The organism is Pseudomonas sp. ef1 (genome assembly GCF_007293365.2).
GTDB classification, from domain to species: domain Bacteria; phylum Pseudomonadota; class Gammaproteobacteria; order Pseudomonadales; family Pseudomonadaceae; genus Aquipseudomonas; species Aquipseudomonas siliginis.
On record NZ_CM129815.1, the window covers coordinates 1349664 to 1370743 of the forward strand.

Sequence of the window (21080 nt, forward strand, 5' to 3'; positions counted from 1 at the left end):
GAGAACGGTTGTGGACAAGGTTCTGAATTTCAAACAAGGCCGCGTGCCGCTGCTGATCAGCATGCCCCACGCCGGCGTGCGTCTGACCCCGGCGGTCGAAGTCGGGTTGATCCCCGTCGCGAAGAGTTTGCCGGACACCGACTGGCATATCCCGCAGCTCTACGATTTTGCCGAGGAACTGGGCGCCAGCACCCTGGCTGCCGAGTATTCGCGTTTCGTCATCGACCTCAACCGGCCGTCCGACGACAAGCCGTTGTATGCCGGGGCGACCACCGGGTTGTATCCGGCGACGTTGTTCGACGGCATTCCGTTGTTTGAGGAGGGGCAGGAGCCGTCGAAAGAGGAACGCGCGACTTATCTGGAGCAGATCTGGACGCCGTATCACCGCACCTTGCAGGAGGAACTGGCGCGACTGAAAGCCGAATTCGGTTACGCGCTGTTGTTCGATGCGCACTCGATCCGCTCGATCATCCCGCACCTGTTCGACGGCAAACTGCCGGACTTCAACCTTGGCACGTTCAATGGCGCCAGTTGTGATCCGCAACTGGCTGCTGAACTGGAAGTGATCTGCGCGCGGCACGAGCAGTTTACTCATGTGCTCAACGGTCGCTTCAAAGGCGGGCACATCACCCGCCAGTACGGCGATCCGGCGCAGAACATCCACGCCGTGCAGCTGGAACTGTGCCAGTCCACCTACATGGAAGAGTTCGAACCGTTCCGCTACCGCGCTGACCTCGCCGAGTCGACGCGGGTGGTGCTCAGGGAATTGCTGCAGGGCTATCTGGCCTGGGCAAAATCTCACTACAGCGCCTAACCCCTGTGGGAGCGAGCCTGCTCGCGAAGGCATCCGTTCAGCCGACAACCAGGCTGAATGACACACCGCGTTCGCGAGCAGGCTCGCTCCCACAGGATCGCGTTCAGCCCGTGAGGGTGATGGCTGACAAACGGTGACAGCGCACAGGCATGCTCATTGACGCAAATCGGGTTTATGATGCCCAACGGCAGAATAATACGAGTCCCCCCAGGGATGACCTCGACCCCTTACGGAGCGCGCAATGCAGACTTTGTTTCCGCAGATCAAACCCCACGCCCGGCACGATCTGGCTGTCGATGACACCCATACGCTGTACGTCGATGAAAGCGGCTCGCCGGAAGGATTGCCGGTCGTATTCATCCACGGTGGCCCCGGCGCCGGCTGCGACGCCCAGAGCCGACGCTATTTCGATCCGAATCTGTATCGCATCGTCACCTTCGACCAGCGCGGCTGCGGTCGCTCCACCCCGCACGCCAGCCTGGAAAACAACACCACCTGGGATCTGGTCGAAGACCTTGAGCGCATCCGCAAACACCTGGGCATCGAAAAATGGGTGTTGTTCGGCGGCTCCTGGGGTTCGACCCTGGCGTTGGCCTACGCGCAAACCCACCCGGAGCGCGTGCACGGTTTGATTCTGCGCGGGATCTTCCTCTGCCGTCCGCAGGAAATCGAATGGTTCTATCAGGCCGGCGCCAGCCGTCTGTTCCCCGATTACTGGCAGGACTACATCGCGCCGATCCCGCTGGACGAGCGCGACGACCTGCTCACCGCTTTCCACAAACGCCTGATCGGCAACGATCAGATCGCCCAGATGCATGCGGCCAAGGCGTGGTCTACTTGGGAAGGGCGCACCGCGACCCTGCGGCCGAACCCGCTGGTGGTCGATCGGTTCTCCGAGCCGCAGCGCGCGCTGTCGATTGCGCGGATCGAATGCCACTACTTCACCAACAACGCCTTCCTTGAGCCGAACCAGCTGATCCGCGACATGGGCAAGATCGCTCATCTGCCCGGCGTGATCATTCACGGGCGCTACGACGTGATCTGCCCGCTCGACAACGCCTGGGAATTGCACCAGGCCTGGCCGAACAGCGAATTGCAGGTGATCCGCGACGCCGGCCACGCCGCGTCCGAGCCGGGCATCACTGATGCGCTGGTGCGCGCGGCGAGCAAAATGGCCCAGCGCCTGCTCGACTTGCCACTCGAAGAAGCATGAAGGCGCTGTTACAACGCGTATGCGGCGCGCGGGTTGAAGTCACTGGCGAGGTAGTCGGCGCAATCGATCAGGGTTTGCTCGTGCTGGTCGCGGTAGAACCCGACGATACGCGTACCAGCGCCGACAAACTTCTGCATAAGCTGCTTAACTATCGAGTATTCAGTGACGCCCAGGGCAAGATGAATCTGTCCCTGGCGGATGTGGGTGGCGGGTTGCTGCTGGTCTCTCAGTTCACACTTGCCGCCGACACCAAAAGCGGCCTGCGCCCGAGCTTTTCCACGGCCGCACCGCCGGCACTGGGTGAGGAATTGTTCGACTATTTATTGAGCCAGGCGAAACAGGTGCATGGCACTGTGGCATCAGGTAGATTCGGCGCCGATATGCAGGTGCACCTGGTCAACGATGGCCCGGTTACCTTTTTGTTACAGACGTGACAGTGCCTGAAACACCTTTTTCGGAAATTTCGACTGTTTTTAGGCTGTTTTCGCGATAAATACTTTGTTACCCCTGATGCGTTGTCATCCGGGCTACTAGATAATCGCGCGCTGCGGGGATCGACATTCGTTGATCCGTTTTGACTTAGGTAGAGACTTGTCTGGATCCGATTGGGGAATCATTTTGCCCCGGCGGAGTCGGAACAATGCTCGCCAACCTGGCATAAAGATAGCTGGCCGTTGGTTTATTGATCTGTTTTCGGCGAGGGTTGCTCGTGATTGTTAGTCCCTGTAATGCAGCAAAAATGTCTGCCAAACGCATGCGAAGTGCTCTGGTAGCGGGTTCGGCGCTCCTGTGCCTGCTCAGCGCCGGTCAGCTTTGGGCGTTCAATCTTGACGACGTATCGGCCAAGGCCAAAGAGCTGGCCGGGCAGAAGTTCGAAGCCCCGCGCAGCAACCTGCCGAACGAATTCCGCGAAATGAAGTTCGCGGACTACCAGAAGATCCGCTTCCTCACCGAAAAGGCTGAGTGGGCCGATCAGAAGACGCCGTTCAAGCTCTCCTTCTATCACCAGGGTATGCACTTCGATACACCGGTGAAAATCAACGAAATCACCACCAATACCGTCTCGGAGATCAAATACGATCCGAGCCGCTTCGATTTCGGCGACCTGAAATTCGATCCGAAAGCCACCGAGCAACTGGGTTATGCCGGTTTCCGTGTGCTGTACCCGATCAACAAGGCCGACAAGCAAGACGAGATCATGACCATGCTCGGCGCGAGCTACTTCCGCGTCGTCGGCAAGGGCCACACCTATGGTCTGTCGGCCCGTGGTCTGGCGATCGATACCGCGCTGCCGTCGGGTGAAGAGTTCCCGCGTTTCCGCGAGTTCTGGATTCAGCAGCCCAAGCCGGGCGACAAGCACCTGGTGATCTTTGCTCTGCTCGACTCGCCGCGTGCCACTGGTGCCTACCGTTTGATCCTGCGTCCGGGCAGCGACACCATCGTCGACGTCAAGGCGCAGATGTTCCTGCGTGACAAGGTCGGCAAACTGGGCATCGCGCCGCTGACCAGCATGTTCCTGTTCGGCGCCAACCAGCCGTCGAAAGTGCTCAACTACCGTCGTGAACTGCACGACTCCAGCGGTCTGTCGATCCATGCCGGCAACGGCGAGTGGATCTGGCGCCCACTGAACAACCCGAAACATCTGGCTGTGAGCAACTTCAGCGTCGAGAACCCGCGTGGTTTCGGTCTGCTGCAGCGTGGCCGTGATTTCAGCCACTACGAAGACCTCGACGACCGCTACGACAAGCGCCCAAGTGCCTGGATCGAGCCGAAGGGCGAGTGGGGCAAGGGCACTGTCGATCTGGTAGAGATTCCGACCGCAGACGAAACCAACGACAACATCGTTGCGTTCTGGAGCCCGGAAAAAATGCCGGAGCCAGGCCAGCCGCTGGACTTCGCCTACCGCATGCACTGGACCATGGACGAAGCAGCACTCCATGCGCCGGACAGCGCCTGGGTGGCGCAGACCCTGCGTTCGACCGGTGACGTCAAGCAATCGAACCTGATCCGTCAGCCCGATGGCAGCGTGGCCTATCTGGTCGACTTCGAAGGTCCGTCGCTGGCGGCACTGACGCCGGATGCCGACGTGCGCAGTCAGGTCAGCGTCGGCGACAATGCCGAACTGGTCGAGAACAGCGTGCGCTACAACCCGGAAACCAAGGGCTGGCGCTTGACCCTGCGGATGAAGATCAAGGATCCGAGCAAAGCGACCGAGATGCGCGCTGCCCTGGTTCAGCCGGTGGTCACCGCGGATCTGGGCAAATCGGTGCCGGCGTCCAATTCGTCGGTCGCCAAGGCTGACAAGGTTGCCGCCAAGCAACAGGAAAAACTCGACAAGGAAGCCAAGGCCGCCGAAGCCAAACAGGCTGAAGCCAAGCCTGCAGCCGACGCCAAGGACAAGGCCAACAAAGACGCCAAGCAGCCAGTCGCTGCCGACGCGGCCCCAGCCACACCGGAATCGGCGCCGACTGAAGAAGTCCTGACCGAGACCTGGAGCTATCAGTTGCCTGCCGATGAGTAATTCACCAGTACAGCCAGAGACTCTGTCCGAGTATCTGGCGCATCTGCCGATGACCGACGAGCAACGCGCGGAACTCGCGGGTTGCCAGTCGTTCAGCGAGCTGCATGAACGCCTGTCGTCCTCGACATTCGACGCCCCTGCCGAAGCCGCCCAGGCTTCGGTGGGCAAGCGTCTGACCCTGAGCACTGCCGAAGAACTGGCTGAAGCGGAGATGCTGGTGCTCGATGCCAGCGGTCGGGTCAGCCTCAAGGCGACCCCGCCAATCCGCCGCACCAAGGTCGTGCCGGAGCCATGGCGCACCAATATTCTGGTGCGTGGCTGGCGCCGTCTGACCGGGCGCACCAACCCGCCGCAGCCGCCGAAGGACGCCAACGTCCTGCCGGCCGCGCGCTGGCGCACCGTCGGCTCGATCCGTCGCTACATCCTGTTGCTGCTGATGCTCGGCCAGACCATCGTTGCCGGTTGGTACATGAAAGGCATCATGCCGTACCAGGGCTGGTCGTTCGTCGATCTGGAAGAAGTCCTGCATCAGCCGCTGCTGCAAACCGCCACGCAAGTGCTGCCGTATGCGCTGCAAACCAGCATCCTGATTCTGTTCGGGATTCTGTTCTGCTGGGTATCGGCCGGTTTTTGGACCGCGCTGATGGGCTTCCTCGAGTTGCTCACCGGCCACGATAAATACCGTATCTCCGGGAAAAGCGCGGGTAACGAGCCGATTCCGAAAGATGCGCGTACGGCGCTGGTGATGCCGATCTGCAACGAAGACGTGCCGCGTGTATTCGCCGGGCTGCGTGCGACGTTCGAATCGGTAGCGGCCACCGGTGATCTGGATCGCTTCGACTTCTTCGTCCTCAGTGACAGTAACGACACCGATATCTGCGTCGCCGAGCAACAGGCCTGGCTGGATGTCTGCCGCGAAGCCAAAGGCTTCGGCAAGATCTTCTATCGCCGTCGTCGCCGTCGTGTGAAGCGCAAGAGCGGCAACCTCGACGACTTCTGCCGTCGTTGGGGTGGTGACTACAAGTACATGGTCGTGCTCGACGCCGACTCGGTGATGAGTGGCGAGTGCCTGACCAGTCTAGTGCGCCTGATGGAAGCCACGCCGGACGCCGGGATCATCCAGACCGCGCCACGTGCGTCGGGCATGGACACCCTGTATGCGCGCATGCAGCAGTTCGCCACCCGCGTGTACGGCCCGCTGTTTACTGCCGGCCTGCACTTCTGGCAGTTGGGTGAATCGCACTACTGGGGTCACAACGCGATCATCCGCATGAAGCCGTTCATCGACCACTGCGCTTTGGCGCCGTTGCCGGGCAAGGGCGCGTTCTCCGGTGCGATCCTGTCCCACGACTTCGTCGAAGCTGCGCTGATGCGCCGTGCCGGTTGGGGCGTGTGGATTGCCTACGACCTGCCGGGCAGTTACGAAGAGTTGCCGCCGAACCTGCTCGACGAGCTCAAGCGTGACCGTCGCTGGTGCCACGGCAACCTGATGAACTTCCGCCTGTTCCTGGTCAAGGGCATGCACCCGGTGCACCGCGCGGTGTTCCTCACCGGCGTGATGTCCTACCTGTCGGCGCCGCTGTGGTTCTTCTTCCTGGTGTTGTCGACCGCGCTGCTGGCGGTGAACACGCTGATGGAGCCGCAGTACTTCCTCGAACCGCGTCAGCTCTATCCGCTGTGGCCACAATGGCACCCGGACAAGGCCATCGCGCTGTTCTCGACGACCATCGTGCTGCTGTTCCTGCCGAAGCTGTTGAGCATCATCCTGATCTGGGCCAAGGGCGCGAAAGAGTTCGGCGGCAAGTTCAAGGTGACCCTGTCGATGCTCCTGGAGATGCTGTTCTCCATGCTGCTGGCGCCGGTGCGGATGATTTTCCACACCCGCTTCGTCCTCGCCGCGTTCCTCGGCTGGGCCGCGACCTGGAACTCGCCGCAGCGTGACGACGACTCGACGCCGTGGAGCGAAGCGGTCAAGCGCCACGGTCCGCAGACGTTGCTGGGCTTCTTCTGGGCGTTGCTGGTGATCTGGCTGAACCCGAGCTTCCTCTGGTGGCTGGTGCCGATCGTCGGTTCGCTGATGCTGTCGATCCCGGTATCGGTGATCTCCAGCCGTGTCGGCCTCGGTCTGAAGACCCGTGACGAGAGCCTGTTCCTCATCCCCGAGGAATACAATCCGCCACAGGCCTTGCTGGCAACCGATCAGTACACCCACGAAAACCGTTATCACGCCCTCAACGACGGCTTCGTCCGCGCCGTGGTCGATCCTCAGCAGAACGCCTTGGCGTGCTCGCTGGCGACCTCGCGTCACGGTCAGGCCGAGCCGATCGAGTGGTTGCGTCAGGAACGTGTGCGACACGCGATCAAGGTCGGCCCGGCCGGGCTGAACAACCATGATCGTCTGCAACTGCTCAGCGATCCTGTAGCACTGGCACGCCTGCACGAGCAGATCTGGTCCGAAGGTCACGCTGAGTGGCTGGACGCCTGGCGCGCGTCGGTGAAAGCCGATCCGCATGCGCCGTTGCTGCCGCTGCGACCGGTGAGCCTGCAGGCTCAGCCGGCCTGATAAGAGAACCCCGCTGATTCAGCGGGGTTTTTTTATGTCCGCTGATTTGCGAACAAATCCGGATAAAGCCTAAAACCAGTGCATAGCATCCGTCGCCAAATTGGCGCGCCCGTTACCTACGACGCGCAGACCGCGCCGCTGCCTTCGCGAGCAGGCTCGCTCCCACCTTGGAATGCGTTTCCCTGTGGGAGCGAGCCTGCTCGCGAATGGCATCACCTCGGTTACAGGCGAACCGGGGTTGTGCATCAACTCAGACTTTGAAACGGCCTACCAGCATCTGCAGATGCGTGCCCAGTCGCGCCAATTCAACGCTGGATGCGGCAGTCTCCTCGCTCGCCGCCGACGTCTGATCGGACACATCGCGCACGTTCAGCACGCTGCGGTTGATCTCTTCGGCCACGGCGCTCTGCTGCTCGGCAGCGGCGGCGATCTGCTGGTTCATCGCCTGAATCGCCGAGACGGTGCGGGTGATGCTCTCCAGTGAGCCACCGGCACGCCGGGTCAGTTCGACGCTGCTGTCGGTGAGGCTGCGGCTGTTGTCCATGATCGTCGCCACTTGCTGGGTACCGTTTTGCAGACCGACGATCAGCTCCTCGATCTCTTCGGTGGACTTCTGGGTGCGCTGGGCGAGGCTGCGCACTTCGTCGGCAACCACGGCGAAACCACGTCCGGCTTCCCCGGCACGGGCCGCTTCGATGGCAGCGTTGAGGGCCAGCAGGTTGGTTTGTTGGGCGACAGACTTGATCACGTCGAGGACGCTGCCGATCTTGTCGCTTTCACGCTTGAGCTCGCCCATGGCTTCAGTGGAGTGACCCACCTCGATTGCCAGACGCTCGATCTGCGCGATGGCTTCGCCGACGACCTTGTCGCCTTCACGGGCCTGTTGGTCAGCGGCGACAGCGGCCTCTGAGGCTTCTTCAGCGTTGCGTGCGACTTCCTGCACGGTGGCGGCCATCTCGTTCATGGCGGTGGCGACCTGATCAGTCTCGACCTTCTGATTGTTGACCCCGGCGCTGGTCTGCTCGGTCACCGCCGAAAGTTCTTCAGCGGCGCTGGCGATCTGCGTGACGCCGTCGCTGATACCGCCGATCAATTCGCGCAGGCCTTGGGTCATGCTTTGCATCGAGCGCTGCAATTGACCGAGCTCATCGCGACGCAGGGAAACCAGGTTGTGGGTCAGGTCACCGGCGGCCACGCGCTCCGCCACTTTCAGGGTCTGGGTCAGCGGAATGATGATTTGTCGGGTGATCGCCCAAGCGGCAATCAGACCGAAGGCCAGCGCCAGCGCAGTAGCGATAAGCAGCATGTTCTTGGCGTGGGCGGCATCGGTGTCGCGCACCACGGTTTGCGATTCGGTGAGCTTTTTGCTCGCCGCGATCAGGATGTCGCCCTGAGCCGACATGTTGGCCAGTGCGGCGGCGTTCTTGACCTGCGAATCACGGAACTGAGCGACAGCGGCGCGGTAAGCCTTGAGCGAGTCGGTGGCTTGCTGCAGGTTGGCGATGTGCTGCTCTGGCACGCGGGTCGGCAGGCTTTCGAGGTTCTTCAAGGCGTTGTCGATGGCGGTCAGCGCCGGTTGCTCGGCATCGGCCTTGCCGCTGTAGGTGTAACCGCGCACCTGATAGCGCGCCTGCTGCGACAGTTTGCTCAGCTCGATGACAGCGTTGTACTGCGCAACGCTGTCGCCTTGCAGCAGCGCACTTTCGACTTCGCCGACCTTGGCCACAGCATTGTCAGCGTTGGCGCCAAGCTTGCTGCGCGCATCTTCACGGTGCACGGTGGCCTGGGTCATTTCGCCGAAAGCGCGTTTGTATTCGGCGACCGCAGCCAGTTGCTGGTCGACCATCGCCACATCGGATGGCTGCTCGATCATGCCGCGTGCCGATTGCAGACCGCTTTCGAGTTTGCTGAGCAATTCATTGACCGCGCCCGGACCCTGTTCACCACGACGCATGTCGTAGTCCATGCGCGCCAGGCGCAGGTCTTTGGTCAGCTCATTGAGGCTGGAAATGAAGCCGAGCTTGTCGCCACGGCTGATGATGCCGCTCATGCCGGTCCAGCCGGTGAACGTGATCAACAGCGTCAGCAACAGCACCAGGCCGAAACCGATGCCCAGCTTGCGTTTGACGCTGACGTTTCCAAGACTCTCGGCTAACCAACGGTACATGCGACCACTCCCTTCGGACCACTTAATTGGATTTATAGGAGTTGTATCGGCTGGGTGATGGCAATCTGTAACGCCACTTGTCCGCGACTGTAGGGGCTTGTAGGAGCTGACGAGTGCAACGAGGCTGCGATCCTTTGATCTTGCTTTTAAAACAAGATCAAAAGATCGCAGCCTTCGGCAGCTCCTACACAGGATCGGTGTCGCGCTAGAACAGGCGTGCGAGCAGGGCGGTGACGGCGGTTTCGACGCGCAGGATGCGCTCGCCCAGTTGCACCGGTTGCAGGCCGGATTTGGCCAGCAGGTCGATTTCGTAAGGTATCCAGCCACCCTCGGGGCCAATGGCCAGGGTCACCGGTTCGTTCAGGGCGCGCGGGCAGGGCGGGAAGTGGCCGGGGTGGCCGACCAGGCCGAGGGTGCCCGCGCTGATCGCCGGCAGCCGATCCTCAACGAAAGGCTTGAAGCGCTTTTCGATGACGATCTCCGGCAACACCGTATCGCGAGCCTGTTCGAGCCCGAGGATCAACTGCTCACGAATCGCTTCCGGCTCCAGAAACGGCGTCTGCCAGAAGCTTTTCTCCACGCGATAGCTGTTGACCAGAATCACCTTGGCCACCCCCATGGTCGCGACGGTCTGGAACACGCGGCGCAGCATTTTCGGCCGGGGCAGGGCCAGCACCAGGGTCAGCGGCAACTTGGCCGGCGGTGGCTGATCGAGGCTGACGCGCAGCTCCGCTTCGCCCGCTTCGAGGCGCAGCAACTCGGCCGAACCCATCAGCCCGTTGATGCGCCCGACGCGCAGGCTGTCACCGACTTCCGAGCGATGGACTTCCTGCATGTGCGTCAGGCGCCGGTCGCGCAGGATCACGCGGTCGGCCGCAATGAAGTCGGCCTCTTCGAGCAGCAGCAGGTTCATGCCTGAGTCGCTGGCGGCTGGTCGTTGTGGTCGTCGGCCGGGGTTTCGTCCGGGCGTTCGCGCTTGCTGACCAGCGCGCCGAAGAGAATGCCGATCTCGAACAGCATCCACATCGGCACAGCCAGCAGGGTCTGCGAGAAGATGTCCGGCGGGGTGAGGATCATGCCGACCACGAAGCAGCCGATGATCACGTACGGGCGGATCTTCTTCAGGTATTTGACGTCGACCACGCCGATCCACACCAGCAGGACCACGGCCACCGGGATTTCGAACGCCACGCCGAAGGCGAAGAACAGCGTCATGACGAAATCGAGGTAGCTGGCGATGTCGGTCATCATTTCCACGCCGGCCGGGGTGGCAGCGGCGAAGAATTTGAAGATCAATGGAAAGACGAAGTAATAGGCGAACGCCATGCCGATGTAGAACAGCAGGATGCTGGAGATCAGCAGCGGTACCGCGACGCGTTTTTCATGCTTGTACAGGCCCGGCGCGATAAAGCCCCAGATCTGATGCAGGATCACCGGAATCGCGAGGAATAGCGAAACCATCATGGTCAGCTTCAACGGCGTCAGGAACGGCGACGACACGTCGGTGGCGATCATCGTCGCGCCGACCGGCAGGTACTGGCGCAACGGCGTCGAGACGAAGGTGTAGATCTGCTGGGTGAACGCGAACAGCCCGGCAAAGATGATGAAGATCGCCGCCACGCAACGCAGCAGGCGGGTGCGCAACTCGGTGAGGTGCGATACCAGCGGCATGTGCTGGTCGTTTTCCGGAAGATCGCTCATGGGGCTCGCGGCGGCAGTGTAGGGTCTTGAGGCGCTGGTGTAGTCGGCGCGGCGGAGGGCGCTACGGGTTCAACCGATGTGTCTGTGGTAACCGGCGCAGGTCCTGGCGGTGTTACAACAGGTGCAGGAGTCGGAGCGGCAGCGCTGTGAATCGTCTGCTCGCCCACAGGCTCGACCGGCGTCGGCTCCTGCTGGTTCGGATTGAAGATCTTCCGCGCCTCTTGCTCCAGCGACAGAATATGTTCGTTGTGCAGTTGCCGACGGATCTCGTCGGCACCGATTTCACGTTCAACTTCCTGTTTGATCGCGTTGAAGCTGCGCTTCAGGCGGCCGACCCACAGACCGGCGGTGCGCGCCGCGCCCGGCAGACGCTCGGGGCCGAGCACCAGCAGGGCGACGAGGCCGACGAGCAGCAGTTCAGAGAAGCTGATACCAAACATTAGTCAGTGCTCACACGTCTTTGCGGATCGGCTCTTCGACTTTCTGCGCCTGCACGTCGATGGTGTGCGGCGGGTTGGCCTGAGCAGTGGTTTGCGGCTGCACCGGTGGCACTGGCTGGGCCGGCGGGGTCACGCTCGGCTCGGCCGGTTTTTCGTCGTCGTTCATGGCTTTGCGAAAGCCCTTGATCGATTCGCCAACGTCGGTGCCGAGGTTTTTCAGTTTTTTGGTACCGAACACCAGCACCACGACAATCAGAATGACGACCCAGTGTTTCCAGTCAAAAATGCCCATGTGGCGATTCCTCTCTAAAAGTTGTTCAGGCGGACGGACGCGAGGCTTTCTCGACGTGTCCGGACAGGCCGAAGCGACGGTCCAGTTCATCCAGCACGGCCTGCGGATGCTGCCCCAGTTGGGCGAGCATGACCATGCTGTGGAACCACAGGTCGGCGGTCTCGTAGATCACATCACTGCAATCGCCGCTGATGGCGGCATCCTTGGCGGCAATAATGGTTTCGACCGACTCTTCGCCGACTTTCTCCAGAATCTTGTTCAGCCCCTTGTGATACAGGCTGGCGACATACGAACTGTCGGCGGCTGCGCCTTTGCGCTCTTCAAGTACCTGAGCGAGGCGGGTCAGGGTGTCACTCATGTGTGTGTCCTGCGGAATAGATAGCGTGCGGGTCTTTCAGAACCGGGTCGACCGTTTTCCAGTCGCCGTTTTCGAAGACCCGGTAAAAGCAGCTTTGACGGCCGGTGTGGCAGGCGATGTCGCCGATCTGTTCAACCATCAGGATGATCACGTCGGCATCACAGTCCAGGCGCATTTCATGCAGGGTCTGCACATGGCCGGACTCTTCGCCCTTGCGCCACAGCTTGCCACGGGAACGTGACCAGTAGATTGCACGATTCTCCGCAGCGGTCAGTTCCAGCGCTTCGCGGTTCATCCAGGCCATCATCAATACGCGCCCGGTCTTGTGATCCTGGGCAATCGCCGGCACCAGGCCGTCAGCATCCCACTTGATCTCGTCCAGCCAGTTTTTCATCGTCAAATCTCGAAAAGCAGCAGCAAGCCATGAGCTTCGAGCTGCAAGTAAACGCACGTTGCGGTGTGCCAGTAGCGTCAAGCTTGAAGCTGGCAGCTTATAACTTGCAGCTCAATCGTGCTATCGGCGAACGACCAGATACAAACCGACCGCGATCATGATTCCGGCGGGCCAGTGCGCCCACGCGGTCAACGGACCACCCGCAGCGAGGATCGCGCCGCCGGCCAGATGCGCGCAGCCGAGCAGGCGCAGGAACCAGTCGTCCTTGCGTTTGTGCCACGGCGGCGGAGGGTCTTTGGCGTGGGGTTGCGACATGCGTTCGAGCAGATCGCGGGCCATGTTCGACAGGTGCGGAATCTGCTCCAGCTGGCTCTGCACGTTGCCCAGCAGGGCTTTCGGGCTGACGCGTTCGCGCATCCAGCGCTCGAGAAACGGCTGCGCGGTGTTCCACAGATCCAGATCCGGATACAACTGACGACCGAGGCCTTCGATGTTCAGCAAGGTCTTCTGCAACAGCACCAGTTGCGGCTGCACTTCCATGTTGAAGCGGCGTGCGGTCTGGAACAGGCGCATCAATACCTGGCCAAATGAAATATCTTTTAACGGTTTTTCGAAGATCGGTTCGCACACGGTACGAATCGCCGCTTCGAATTCGTTGAGTTTGGTTTCCGCCGGCACCCAGCCCGAATCGATGTGCAACTGCGCGACACGGCGGTAGTCACGCTTGAAGAACGCGAACAGGTTGCGCGCCAGATAATCCTGGTCTTCCGGGGTCAGGCTGCCGACGATGCCGCAGTCGATCGCGATGTATTGCGGGCTCCACGGATTGACGGTGCTGACGAAAATGTTGCCCGGGTGCATGTCGGCGTGGAAGAAACTGTCGCGGAACACCTGAGTGAAGAAAATCTCCACGCCACGCTCGGCGAGCATTTTCATGTCGGTGCGCTGGTCAGCGAGGGTCGCCAGATCGGTGACCTGGATGCCGTAGATGCGCTCCATCACCAGCACTTTCGGCCGGCACCAGTCCCAATAGACTTGCGGTACATAAAGCAGCTGCGAGCCTTCGAAGTTGCGGCGCAACTGGCTGGCGTTGGCCGCCTCGCGCAACAGATCGAGTTCGTCGTAAATGGTCTTTTCGTAATCCTGCACCACGTCGACCGGGTGCAGCAGGCGCGCGTCAGCGGAGAATTTTTCCGCCGCGCGGGCGAGGATGAACAGCCATGCCAGATCCTGCGCGATGATCGGTTTCAGGCCTGGGCGAATGACCTTGACCACGACTTCTTCGCCGCTTTTGAGCTGCGCCGCATGCACCTGCGCTACCGAGGCCGAGGCCAGGGGGGCGACGTCGAAACGGCTGAACACTTCGCTGATTTTCTTGCCCAGCTGTTCTTCGATCAGCTTGATCGACACTTGCGAATCGAACGGCGGCACGCGGTCCTGCAGCAGCATCAGCTCATCGGCGATGTCTTCGGGCAACAGGTCGCGGCGGGTCGAAAGAATCTGCCCGAACTTGATGAAGATCGGCCCCAGATCCTGCAACGCCAGACGCAGGCGCGCGCCACGATTGAGTTCCAGCGGCTTGCGGGGCAGCCAGCGCCACGGCAGCAAAAAGCGCACGGCCAGAAGGAACCAGGGCAGCGGCAGATCGAACAGCAGGTCATCGAGGCGGTAGCGGATCACGACGCGCTGGATGCGCAACAGACGGCGGACGGCAAGCAGCTTCATGCGTTATCGCTTGGGTCGAGGGATCGGGAAAGGCGCTCGAAACGCGCCTCGAGTCGTTCCAGATCAAGTTTGATCCGGTCCAGTTCGCTGAATCGCGCTTCGGCTTCGCGCTGCCCGACAAGGGTGCGTGATTCTTCGGCGAGGTATTCGGCAAGATTCTGGTTGAGGCTGGCAAATCCTTGTTGATACCAGCGCGCGCGGCTGCGCAGATGGCCGCCGAGCAATTGCGTGGCGACCGGCCCGAGCCAGCGCGAGAGTTCGTACTCCCAGTCCAGCTCAAGATCCTGCAGTACGCCGGCCAGCTCCAGCAGCACGCCGCTGTCGCCATCGAGCTCGACTTCCGGCGCGTGCAGCACGGCGGTCTTGTCCTTGCTCAGGGCCAGTTTCACCAGGCTTGAGGCCGGTGCACGCAACGTGCAATCGACGTCCGCTGCCCACTGCGAAGCCAGCATCAGGCCTTCGTCACTGGGCAGTATGAACAGTTGCAGCGCCGGGCTGCGGCAGTCGACGGCAATCACCTTGCCGGTCAGATGCGCCAGGCGCGGCAGCGCCGTGCTGTCGAGACGCAGCACCCGGTTGAGGCCGAGTTCGACGCTGGCGAGCAGCCCGGTGAGCAACATCAGGGTTTGATGCCGCGGTGCAGGGCGACGATGCCTGCGGTCATGTTGTGATAGGTCACGCGGTCGAAACCGGCCTCGACCATCATCGACTTCAGGGTTTCCTGATTCGGGTGCATGCGGATCGATTCGGCCAGGTAGCGATAGCTTTCCGAGTCATTGGTGATCAGCTTGCCCATCAGCGGCATGAAGGCGAACGAGTAGGCGTCGTAGGCTTTGGACATCAGCGCGTTGGTCGGCTTGGAAAACTCCAGCACCAGCAGGCGGCCGCCGGGCTTGAGCACGCGCAGCATCGAACGCAACGCGTCCTCTTTGTGCGTCACGTTGCGCAGGCCGAAGGCGATGGTCACGCAGTCGAAATGGTTGTCCGGGAACGGCAGTTTTTCCGCGTCGGCCTGGACGAATTCGACGTTGCCGGCAACGCCCAGATCGAGCAGACGATCACGACCGACCTTGAGCATCGACTCGTTGATGTCGGCCAGCACGACCTGGCCGGTCGGGCCGACGAGGTTCGAGAACTTGCGGGTCAGGTCGCCGGTGCCACCAGCGATGTCGAGCACGCGGTTGCCGCTGCGCACGCCGGAAAGCTCGATCGCGAAACGCTTCCACAGACGGTGCATGCCGCCCGACAGAAGGTCGTTCATCAGGTCGTATTTAGCGGCTACGGAATGGAAAACCTCAGCGACTTTTTCCGCTTTCTGGCTTTCCGGAACGTTTTTGAAGCCGAAGTGAGTGGTGGGTTCGGCATCACTGCCTTTGCGCTGATCAGTCATATCGCTGTCACCAAAAGAGAATGCGCGACATTCTAATCCCCAAGCCATGCTTTGTCTTGGAATGGCTAAAGGTAAGATGAGCAACCTTCGGGACGATTTGCCGCAGATGCGGTCAAGATTCAACGTCAGCCATTCAATCATCAGGAGTCATTCCATGGCCAAAATCAGTGTTGAGCGCGCCCACACCCTGGGCAAGGAAGCCGCCCGCGTAAAGGCCGACAAACTGGCCACAAAGCTCAATGAACAATACGGCCTGGAGCCGCAATGGTCAGGCGACACCCTGAACCTCAAGCGCTCCGGCGTGAAAGGCGAAGTGCATGTAGCGGACGATTCGATCAGGGTCGACGTCGAACTGGGGCTGATGATGTCGGCCATGAGCGGCATGATCAAAGCCGAGATCGAGAAGGCGTTGGATAAAGCCCTGGCCTGATTCAGGTTGAAATCCAATCCCCTGTGGGAGCGAGCCTGCTCGCGAAAGCGGTGTATCAGTTGACTGAAATGTTGGCTGATATGACGCATTCGCGAGCAGGCTCGCTCCCACATTTGTTTAGAGTTGCTCCCGCTGGTTAGGGTGCCCTTTCTAATTTTTCTCCCTATTTTGTGCCTGAGCCCGACACTCGTCCGGCAGTTCCTCAAACCTTCTGCGCGTGAGGTGCACCATGGCCAAAGTCATTTTGAAGAAAAAAATCGACGCTCCGACTTCTACCCTGAGCGACGTCAAATCCTATGCCCGCAAGATCTGGCTGGCAGGCCTGGGCGCCTACACCAAGGTCGGCCAAGAGGGCAGCGAGTACTTTCAAGAGCTCGTCGCCGCTGGTCAAACTGTTGAAAAGAAAGGCAAAAAAGCCGTCAGCGAAAAACTCCATGCGGCCAACGCCGAGATCGATGAGGCGGCCACTCAGGTCAGCTCGTTCAAGGGTCGCGTGGAAGTTCAGCTCGACAAGGTCGAGAAGGCCTTCGACAACCGTGTGGCCAGCGCCTTGAATCGGATCGGCATTCCGTCTAAACATGACGTTGAGGCACTCTCTGCTAAGCTCGATGAGCTGACGGCATTGCTCGAACGCGTCGCGCGAAAATCTTAAGGAGAACGGGATGGCTGGCAAAAAGAACACCGATAAAGAAAGCAGCTCGTGGGTCGGGAAGGTCGAGTCCTACTCCCGCAAAATCTGGCTGGCTGGTTTAGGCGTGTACTCGAAGATCGACACTGACGGCAGCAAACTCTTCGATGCATTGGTCAAAGACGGCGAGAAAGCCGAGAAGCTCACCAAGACTGCGGTCGGCAAGAAAGTCGAGGACTCGACCTCCTCGGCCAAGTCGCGTATCAGCGGCGTGAAAGATCGCGCACTGGGCAAGTGGGACGAGCTGGAAGGGGCTTTCGACAAGCGCCTGAACAGCGCGATTTCGCGCCTGGGTGTGCCGAGCCGCAATGAGGTCAAGGCGCTCAACGCCAAGGTCGATACGCTGACAAAGCAGATCGAAAAACTCACCGGTCTGAAAGCGCAGCCTGTGGCGGCGAAAACCGCTGCGGCGAAACCTGCCACTAAAACTGCAGCGGCCAAACCTGCGGCGAAAACCGCAGCCAAGCCACTGGCCAAAGCGGCGGCAAAACCGGCTGCGAAAGCTGCGGCAAAAACTGCAGCAGCCAAGCCTGCGACCAAGGCTGCCGCCAAACCGGTTGCCGCCAAAGCAGCGGCAAAACCTGCGGCTAAAGCAGCAGCAAAACCAGCGGCCAAGCCAGCAGCGAAAACTGCTGCCGCCAAACCCGCTGCGAAGCCTGCGGCCAAACCGGCTGCGGCGAAAAAGCCAGCAGTGAAAAAACCGGCCGCGCCGAAAGCCGCTGCGCCGAAACCGGCTGCGGCGCCATCGACTGCGCCAACAGCTCTGGCCAACGCGGCAAACTCCGCTGCGGCACCCACGGCAGCAGCTACTCCGACTGCGGCATCGACACCGTCGACGCCATCCAGTCAGTCCTGATTTCAGGGCAAATCAAAAACGCCCGGCCTGTGAAGGTCGGGCGTTTTTTTGAAGATCAAAAGATCGCAGCCTTCGGCAGGTCCTACAGGGGAACGCATTTCAAATGTAGGAGCTGCCGAAGGCTGCGATCTTTTGATTTTGGGTCAGTCGTGATCCTCAAGGTATTGCAGCGCCATCCGCTCTGTAGCCACCTTCACTGGCGGCAGCAAATGCGGCGCCACCAGCATCATGATCTGATAAACCACCAACCGAACCTCTCCCTCACGATCAAGAATCCGCTGGTAATCCAGCGAGAACAGCAACGTCATGGTCACCTGCTCCACCAGTTGCCCCAATGCCTGGGTATCGCTGACCAGTTGCCCCGAAGCCTTCAATCGCGCCAGCAACGACGCCAGCGTCCGCTTCAGCGCATTGAGCAGATTGCGAATCCCCTTGGCCAGTTTCGGCAAGCGCCCGGCGAGGTTCGACAGGTCCTGGAACAGGAACCGATACTGCGCCAGTCGTTCGACGATCAAATGCAGAAACAGCCAGTAATCCTCCGGCGCCAGTTCAACGTCCGGCGGCGGGTCGAGCAGGGGTGCGAGTTCGTGCTGGAAGCGTTCGAACAGACCGAGAATCAGCGGTTCCTTGCCGTGGAAGTGGTAGTAGAGATTGCCGGGGCTGATCCCCATTTCGTTGGCCACCTCCATGGTGGAAACGTTCGGCTCACCCTTTTCGTTGAACAGTTGCAGCGCACATTCGAGAATCCGGTCGCGGGTTTTCATCCAGTCTTCTTAGAAAAAATCGGTTGAGCGTCAGCGCACATGCACATAGGTGCCAGGTGCCGCTTCCATCGGTGGATAGTTCGGATTGCCGAGGGTGGTGCGAGTTTCATTCAGGGCGCCGGAGCGCTGGGCGACCCATTCCAGCCACTGCGGCCACCAGCTGCCGTCGACGTGTTTGGCATCGTAGTACCAGGCACGCGGGTCGCTGCTCAGTTTGGCGTTCTCGACGTAGGCAGCTTTCGGGTTGCTCGGTGGGTTGAGGATGCTCTGCACGTGACCGCTGTTGGACAGCACGAAACGTCGTTCGCCACCGAGCAGCAGGGTCGAGCGATACACCGCGTCCCACGGCGTGATGTGGTCGTTCATGCCGGCGACGCTGAAGCTGTCGACATTGACCTTCTGCAGATCGATCGGCGTACCGCACACCTCGAGACCGCCCGCGTGGATCAGCGGGTTGTGCTTGAAGAAGTCCAGCAGATCGCCGTGCAGCGCCGCCGGCAGGCGCGTGTTGTCGTTGTTCCAGTAGAGGATGTCGAAGGCTGGCGGCTCCTTGCCCAGCAGGTAGTTGTTGACGAAGTAACTCCAGATCAAATCGTTGGGGCGCATCCAGGCGAAGACCTTGGCCATGTCGCGACCATCGAGCACGCCTTTCTGATACGAGCGACGCTTGGCCGCTTCCAGAGTTTGTTCATCGGCGAACAGCGTGGCCGGGGTCTCGATCTGGCTGTCGAGCAGACTGACCAGGTACGTCGCGCTGGCGACCCGGCGCAGTTGCCGTTTGGCCTGCAAATGCCCTTGCAGGGCGGCAATGGTCAGGCCGCCGGCGCAGGCGCCCATCAGGTTCACTTCGCGGGCGCCGGTAATCGCCCGGCAGATGTTCATCGCTTCTTCGACTGCTTCGACGTAACTCGACAGGCCCCACTCGCGATGGCGCACATCAGGATTGCGCCAACTGATCATGAAGGTCTGCAGGCTGTTTTTCAGGGCGTACTGGACGAAGCTGTTCTGCGGGCTCAGATCGAAAATGTAGTACTTGTTGATTTGCGGCGGCACCACCAGCAGCGGCTTGGCGTACTGCTTTTCGCTCATCGATTTGTACTGGATCAACTCGAACATTTCATTGCGAAACACCACCGATCCGCTGGTGGTCGCCACGGTTTTGCCGACCTCGAACGCCTGCTTGGTCACTTGCCGTGGCAGGCCGTCGTTATGCAAAAGATCATCGAACAGATGGCTCAGGCCACGCACCAGACTCTGCCCGCCGGAATTGAACAGCTCCTTGACCGCCAGCGGATTGAGCAGCGTGTTGGAGGGCGCTACGGCGTCATTGAGCAGGGTGAAAGCGAAGTGCGCACGGGCACGATCTTCAGGGCTCATGTCGCCTTCATCGATCCAGCTTTTGACCTGTTTTTGCCAGGCCAGATACGCCTGCAGGCTGCGCCGGTAGAACGGGTTGAGGCTCCACGCCGGATCGGCGAAGCGGCTGTCTTGCGGGTTGGTCGGGTGCAGGGTTTCGCCGAGCAGCACGCGGCCCAACTGCCCGCCAAGCTTCAGCGCATGCTTTGCGCTGTGCAACGGATTGCGCAAGCCGTGGGCGGCGACGCTGCGCAGTGTCGACAGCAGATCCCTGCCACGCAGACCGGCGATCGCACTTTGGGCGTTGATAAACACGGCGGGGCTGGGCACCACGCCCGTCGCTGGTTTTTCGCGCATGACTCAACACTCCTTCGTCTTCAGGGCAAAAACACACTCACCGAACCAGAACACCATAGACGCTGTAACCGGTTGCTGCCTGCGCGGCGTCCTGCCGCGCGCTTGATTTGGAAAGTGCTGCATAAAGCAGGCCGCCGCGATCAGCCGCCGAGCGGGGTCGGATGCGGGTGCATGACTGCGCGCAGACGCTCCTCTTCGAGAAACTTCATGATGATCGGCGCCACCGCTTCGGCGCGAGTGATCAGGAACAGATGGCCGTCATCGATGATGTGCAACTGCGCATTGGGAATGCGCCAGGCGAGCATGCGCATGTTGATCAGCGGAATCAGTGGGTCGTCATCGCCGGCCAGCACCAGCGTCGGCTGATGGATCTTGTGCAGCCAGTGGATGCTGGTCCAGCCGAGGCCGGCGAACAGCTGCCAGTAGTAACCGAGCTTGCCCGCCGAGCGCACTTTTGCCGCATGGCTGGCAGCCAGCGTCGGGTCGCGACGGAACGAGCCGCCGTAGATCATCGGCGCGATGCGGATCACATGGGATGGCTGAATGTAGCGGCGCGGGCTGGCCATCATCCACAGCACTTTCGGTTTGCCCGGCACCATCACCGCACCGGCCGCAGTGGCCGCCAGTACCAGTTTCTTGCAGCGCTCGGGATAGTCGTAGGCAAACTGCTGCGCCAGGGCGCCGCCCCACGACACGCCGATCACATTGACCTGACCGTAGTCGAGATAGTCGAGCATCCGCGCCGTCAGTTTGGCCAGGCCGGGGAAGCGATACGGTCGGTTCGGCGTCGATGAGCCGCCGACCCCGGGCACGTCGAAGGCGATCACTTCCAGATCCGGGTCGAGCGCCGCGACAAACGGGAACACCAGCTCCAGGTTGGCGCCGATGCCGTTGAAAATCAGCAGAGGCGTCAAATGAGGCTTGCCGGGGCGCACCGCCGTGCGAAGGGTCTGGCCATCCAGATCGACGGTGCGGAATATGAACGGTTGCGGCATGGGTCAAACCCTTCGGGTCAGTTGGGAGCAGCTGCAAGCCGCAAGCTTCAAGCAGA

The 21080-nt window shown here is 60.9% G+C and carries 21 protein-coding genes and 1 pseudogene; 8 read left to right on the forward strand and 14 right to left on the reverse strand.

Annotated elements, in window-relative coordinates; all coding sequences use genetic code 11:
* Positions 1-10: 10 nt before the first annotated feature.
* The 5 genes from hutG to mdoH all read left to right on the forward strand — a co-directional run bounded on the left by hutG (position 11) and on the right by mdoH (position 7111).
* Positions 11-814 carry an N-formylglutamate deformylase gene (hutG, locus tag FEE99_RS06275; protein WP_041477548.1) on the forward strand — a complete coding sequence of 268 codons (804 nt, stop codon included), beginning with the start codon at positions 11-13 and terminating at the stop codon, positions 812-814.
* Between the two features lie 241 nt (positions 815-1055).
* A complete protein-coding gene (gene pip / locus FEE99_RS06280; RefSeq protein WP_041477549.1) occupies positions 1056-2027 on the forward strand; it encodes a prolyl aminopeptidase in 972 nt (323 codons plus the stop codon).
* Positions 2024-2461 carry a D-aminoacyl-tRNA deacylase gene (dtd, locus tag FEE99_RS06285; RefSeq protein ID WP_041477550.1) on the forward strand — a complete coding sequence of 146 codons (438 nt, stop codon included), beginning with the start codon at positions 2024-2026 and terminating at the stop codon, positions 2459-2461. Before pip ends, dtd begins: the two co-directional genes overlap by 4 nt.
* 305 nt (positions 2462-2766) lie before the next feature.
* Positions 2767-4548 carry a glucan biosynthesis protein G gene (locus FEE99_RS06290; RefSeq protein ID WP_162098724.1) on the forward strand — a complete coding sequence of 594 codons (1782 nt, stop codon included), beginning with the start codon at positions 2767-2769 and terminating at the stop codon, positions 4546-4548.
* Positions 4541-7111, forward strand: coding sequence for a glucans biosynthesis glucosyltransferase MdoH (gene mdoH, locus FEE99_RS06295; protein WP_041477551.1), 2571 nt, complete (start codon positions 4541-4543; stop codon positions 7109-7111). Before FEE99_RS06290 ends, mdoH begins: the two co-directional genes overlap by 8 nt.
* Before the next feature lie 250 nt (positions 7112-7361).
* Here mdoH and FEE99_RS06300 read toward each other — a convergent pair whose 3' ends face one another.
* The 11 genes and pseudogenes from FEE99_RS06300 to ubiE all read right to left on the reverse strand — a co-directional run bounded on the left by FEE99_RS06300 (position 7362) and on the right by ubiE (position 15578).
* Positions 7362-8234 carry a methyl-accepting chemotaxis protein gene (locus FEE99_RS06300; RefSeq protein ID WP_370695128.1) on the reverse strand — a complete coding sequence of 291 codons (873 nt, stop codon included), beginning with the start codon at positions 8232-8234 and terminating at the stop codon, positions 7362-7364.
* A gap of 30 nt (positions 8235-8264) precedes the next feature.
* A pseudogene (locus tag FEE99_RS06305) lies at positions 8265-9278 on the reverse strand (methyl-accepting chemotaxis protein); the annotation flags it as partial.
* Positions 9279-9483: 205 nt separating this feature from the next.
* Positions 9484-10191: a 16S rRNA (uracil(1498)-N(3))-methyltransferase gene (locus FEE99_RS06310; protein WP_041477553.1), complete on the reverse strand. Its 708-nt coding sequence runs from the start codon at positions 10189-10191 to the stop codon at positions 9484-9486.
* Positions 10188-10979, reverse strand: coding sequence for a twin-arginine translocase subunit TatC (gene tatC, locus FEE99_RS06315; protein WP_016772075.1), 792 nt, complete (start codon positions 10977-10979; stop codon positions 10188-10190). The genes FEE99_RS06310 and tatC overlap by 4 nt, the downstream gene beginning before the upstream one ends.
* Entirely contained in the window at positions 10976-11419 is a 444-nt protein-coding gene (gene tatB, locus FEE99_RS06320) for a Sec-independent protein translocase protein TatB (protein WP_081932413.1), read from the reverse strand. The genes tatC and tatB overlap by 4 nt, the downstream gene beginning before the upstream one ends.
* A gap of 10 nt (positions 11420-11429) precedes the next feature.
* Entirely contained in the window at positions 11430-11711 is a 282-nt protein-coding gene (locus FEE99_RS06325; protein WP_016772073.1) for a twin-arginine translocase TatA/TatE family subunit, read from the reverse strand.
* 25 nt (positions 11712-11736) lie between these two features.
* Positions 11737-12069 (reverse strand): phosphoribosyl-ATP diphosphatase, encoded by a 333-nt coding sequence (locus FEE99_RS06330; RefSeq protein ID WP_003220849.1) that lies wholly within the window; start codon positions 12067-12069, stop codon positions 11737-11739.
* Positions 12062-12463: a phosphoribosyl-AMP cyclohydrolase gene (gene hisI, locus FEE99_RS06335; protein ID WP_007899278.1), complete on the reverse strand. Its 402-nt coding sequence runs from the start codon at positions 12461-12463 to the stop codon at positions 12062-12064. The genes FEE99_RS06330 and hisI overlap by 8 nt, the downstream gene beginning before the upstream one ends.
* Positions 12464-12583: 120 nt before the next feature.
* Entirely contained in the window at positions 12584-14188 is a 1605-nt protein-coding gene (gene ubiB / locus FEE99_RS06340) for a ubiquinone biosynthesis regulatory protein kinase UbiB (protein WP_041477554.1), read from the reverse strand.
* Positions 14185-14808, reverse strand: coding sequence for a ubiquinone biosynthesis accessory factor UbiJ (locus FEE99_RS06345; RefSeq protein ID WP_016772070.1), 624 nt, complete (start codon positions 14806-14808; stop codon positions 14185-14187). Before FEE99_RS06345 ends, ubiB begins: the two co-directional genes overlap by 4 nt.
* Entirely contained in the window at positions 14808-15578 is a 771-nt protein-coding gene (ubiE, locus tag FEE99_RS06350; protein ID WP_016772069.1) for a bifunctional demethylmenaquinone methyltransferase/2-methoxy-6-polyprenyl-1,4-benzoquinol methylase UbiE, read from the reverse strand. The genes FEE99_RS06345 and ubiE overlap by 1 nt, the downstream gene beginning before the upstream one ends.
* 154 nt (positions 15579-15732) lie before the next feature.
* On the opposite strand from ubiE, the gene FEE99_RS06355 reads away from it, so the two are divergent.
* The 3 genes from FEE99_RS06355 to FEE99_RS06365 all read left to right on the forward strand — a co-directional run bounded on the left by FEE99_RS06355 (position 15733) and on the right by FEE99_RS06365 (position 17552).
* Complete coding sequence (locus FEE99_RS06355; protein ID WP_041477555.1) at positions 15733-16008, forward strand: polyhydroxyalkanoic acid system family protein; 276 nt, start codon at positions 15733-15735, stop codon at positions 16006-16008.
* Between the two features lie 229 nt (positions 16009-16237).
* Positions 16238-16660, forward strand: coding sequence for a phasin family protein (locus FEE99_RS06360; protein ID WP_041477556.1), 423 nt, complete (start codon positions 16238-16240; stop codon positions 16658-16660).
* Positions 16661-16670: 10 nt separating this feature from the next.
* Complete coding sequence (locus tag FEE99_RS06365; RefSeq protein WP_041477557.1) at positions 16671-17552, forward strand: phasin family protein; 882 nt, start codon at positions 16671-16673, stop codon at positions 17550-17552.
* Positions 17553-17695: 143 nt separating this feature from the next.
* Here the strand turns inward: FEE99_RS06365 and FEE99_RS06370 are convergent, their stop codons facing one another.
* From FEE99_RS06370 to phaZ, 3 genes are all read right to left on the reverse strand, one after another.
* Entirely contained in the window at positions 17696-18316 is a 621-nt protein-coding gene (locus FEE99_RS06370) for a TetR/AcrR family transcriptional regulator (protein ID WP_024011259.1), read from the reverse strand.
* 30 nt (positions 18317-18346) lie between these two features.
* Entirely contained in the window at positions 18347-20029 is a 1683-nt protein-coding gene (phaC, locus tag FEE99_RS06375; RefSeq protein ID WP_041477558.1) for a class II poly(R)-hydroxyalkanoic acid synthase, read from the reverse strand.
* A 140-nt stretch (positions 20030-20169) separates the two neighbouring features.
* Positions 20170-21024 (reverse strand): poly(3-hydroxyalkanoate) depolymerase, encoded by an 855-nt coding sequence (phaZ, locus tag FEE99_RS06380; protein ID WP_016772063.1) that lies wholly within the window; start codon positions 21022-21024, stop codon positions 20170-20172.
* Between the last annotated feature and the right edge of the window lie 56 nt (positions 21025-21080).

Coding starts and splice junctions, on each gene's coding strand:
- ubiE (WP_016772069.1), bottom strand. CDS start 15,578: ATGACTGATCAGCGCAAAGGCAGTGATGCCGAACCCACCACTCACTTC.
- FEE99_RS06330 (WP_003220849.1), bottom strand. CDS start 12,069: ATGAGTGACACCCTGACCCGCCTCGCTCAGGTACTTGAAGAGCGCAAA.
- dtd (WP_041477550.1), top strand. CDS start 2,024: ATGAAGGCGCTGTTACAACGCGTATGCGGCGCGCGGGTTGAAGTCACT.
- FEE99_RS06300 (WP_370695128.1), bottom strand. CDS start 8,234: ATGCAAAGCATGACCCAAGGCCTGCGCGAATTGATCGGCGGTATCAGC.
- FEE99_RS06370 (WP_024011259.1), bottom strand. CDS start 18,316: ATGAAAACCCGCGACCGGATTCTCGAATGTGCGCTGCAACTGTTCAAC.
- FEE99_RS06345 (WP_016772070.1), bottom strand. CDS start 14,808: ATGTTGCTCACCGGGCTGCTCGCCAGCGTCGAACTCGGCCTCAACCGG.
- tatC (WP_016772075.1), bottom strand. CDS start 10,979: ATGAGCGATCTTCCGGAAAACGACCAGCACATGCCGCTGGTATCGCAC.
- ubiB (WP_041477554.1), bottom strand. CDS start 14,188: ATGAAGCTGCTTGCCGTCCGCCGTCTGTTGCGCATCCAGCGCGTCGTG.
- FEE99_RS06310 (WP_041477553.1), bottom strand. CDS start 10,191: ATGAACCTGCTGCTGCTCGAAGAGGCCGACTTCATTGCGGCCGACCGC.
- phaC (WP_041477558.1), bottom strand. CDS start 20,029: ATGCGCGAAAAACCAGCGACGGGCGTGGTGCCCAGCCCCGCCGTGTTT.
- FEE99_RS06360 (WP_041477556.1), top strand. CDS start 16,238: ATGGCCAAAGTCATTTTGAAGAAAAAAATCGACGCTCCGACTTCTACC.
- mdoH (WP_041477551.1), top strand. CDS start 4,541: ATGAGTAATTCACCAGTACAGCCAGAGACTCTGTCCGAGTATCTGGCG.
- FEE99_RS06325 (WP_016772073.1), bottom strand. CDS start 11,711: ATGGGCATTTTTGACTGGAAACACTGGGTCGTCATTCTGATTGTCGTG.
- FEE99_RS06365 (WP_041477557.1), top strand. CDS start 16,671: ATGGCTGGCAAAAAGAACACCGATAAAGAAAGCAGCTCGTGGGTCGGG.
- pip (WP_041477549.1), top strand. CDS start 1,056: ATGCAGACTTTGTTTCCGCAGATCAAACCCCACGCCCGGCACGATCTG.
- hisI (WP_007899278.1), bottom strand. CDS start 12,463: ATGAAAAACTGGCTGGACGAGATCAAGTGGGATGCTGACGGCCTGGTG.
- FEE99_RS06355 (WP_041477555.1), top strand. CDS start 15,733: ATGGCCAAAATCAGTGTTGAGCGCGCCCACACCCTGGGCAAGGAAGCC.
- tatB (WP_081932413.1), bottom strand. CDS start 11,419: ATGTTTGGTATCAGCTTCTCTGAACTGCTGCTCGTCGGCCTCGTCGCC.
- phaZ (WP_016772063.1), bottom strand. CDS start 21,024: ATGCCGCAACCGTTCATATTCCGCACCGTCGATCTGGATGGCCAGACC.
- FEE99_RS06290 (WP_162098724.1), top strand. CDS start 2,767: ATGTCTGCCAAACGCATGCGAAGTGCTCTGGTAGCGGGTTCGGCGCTC.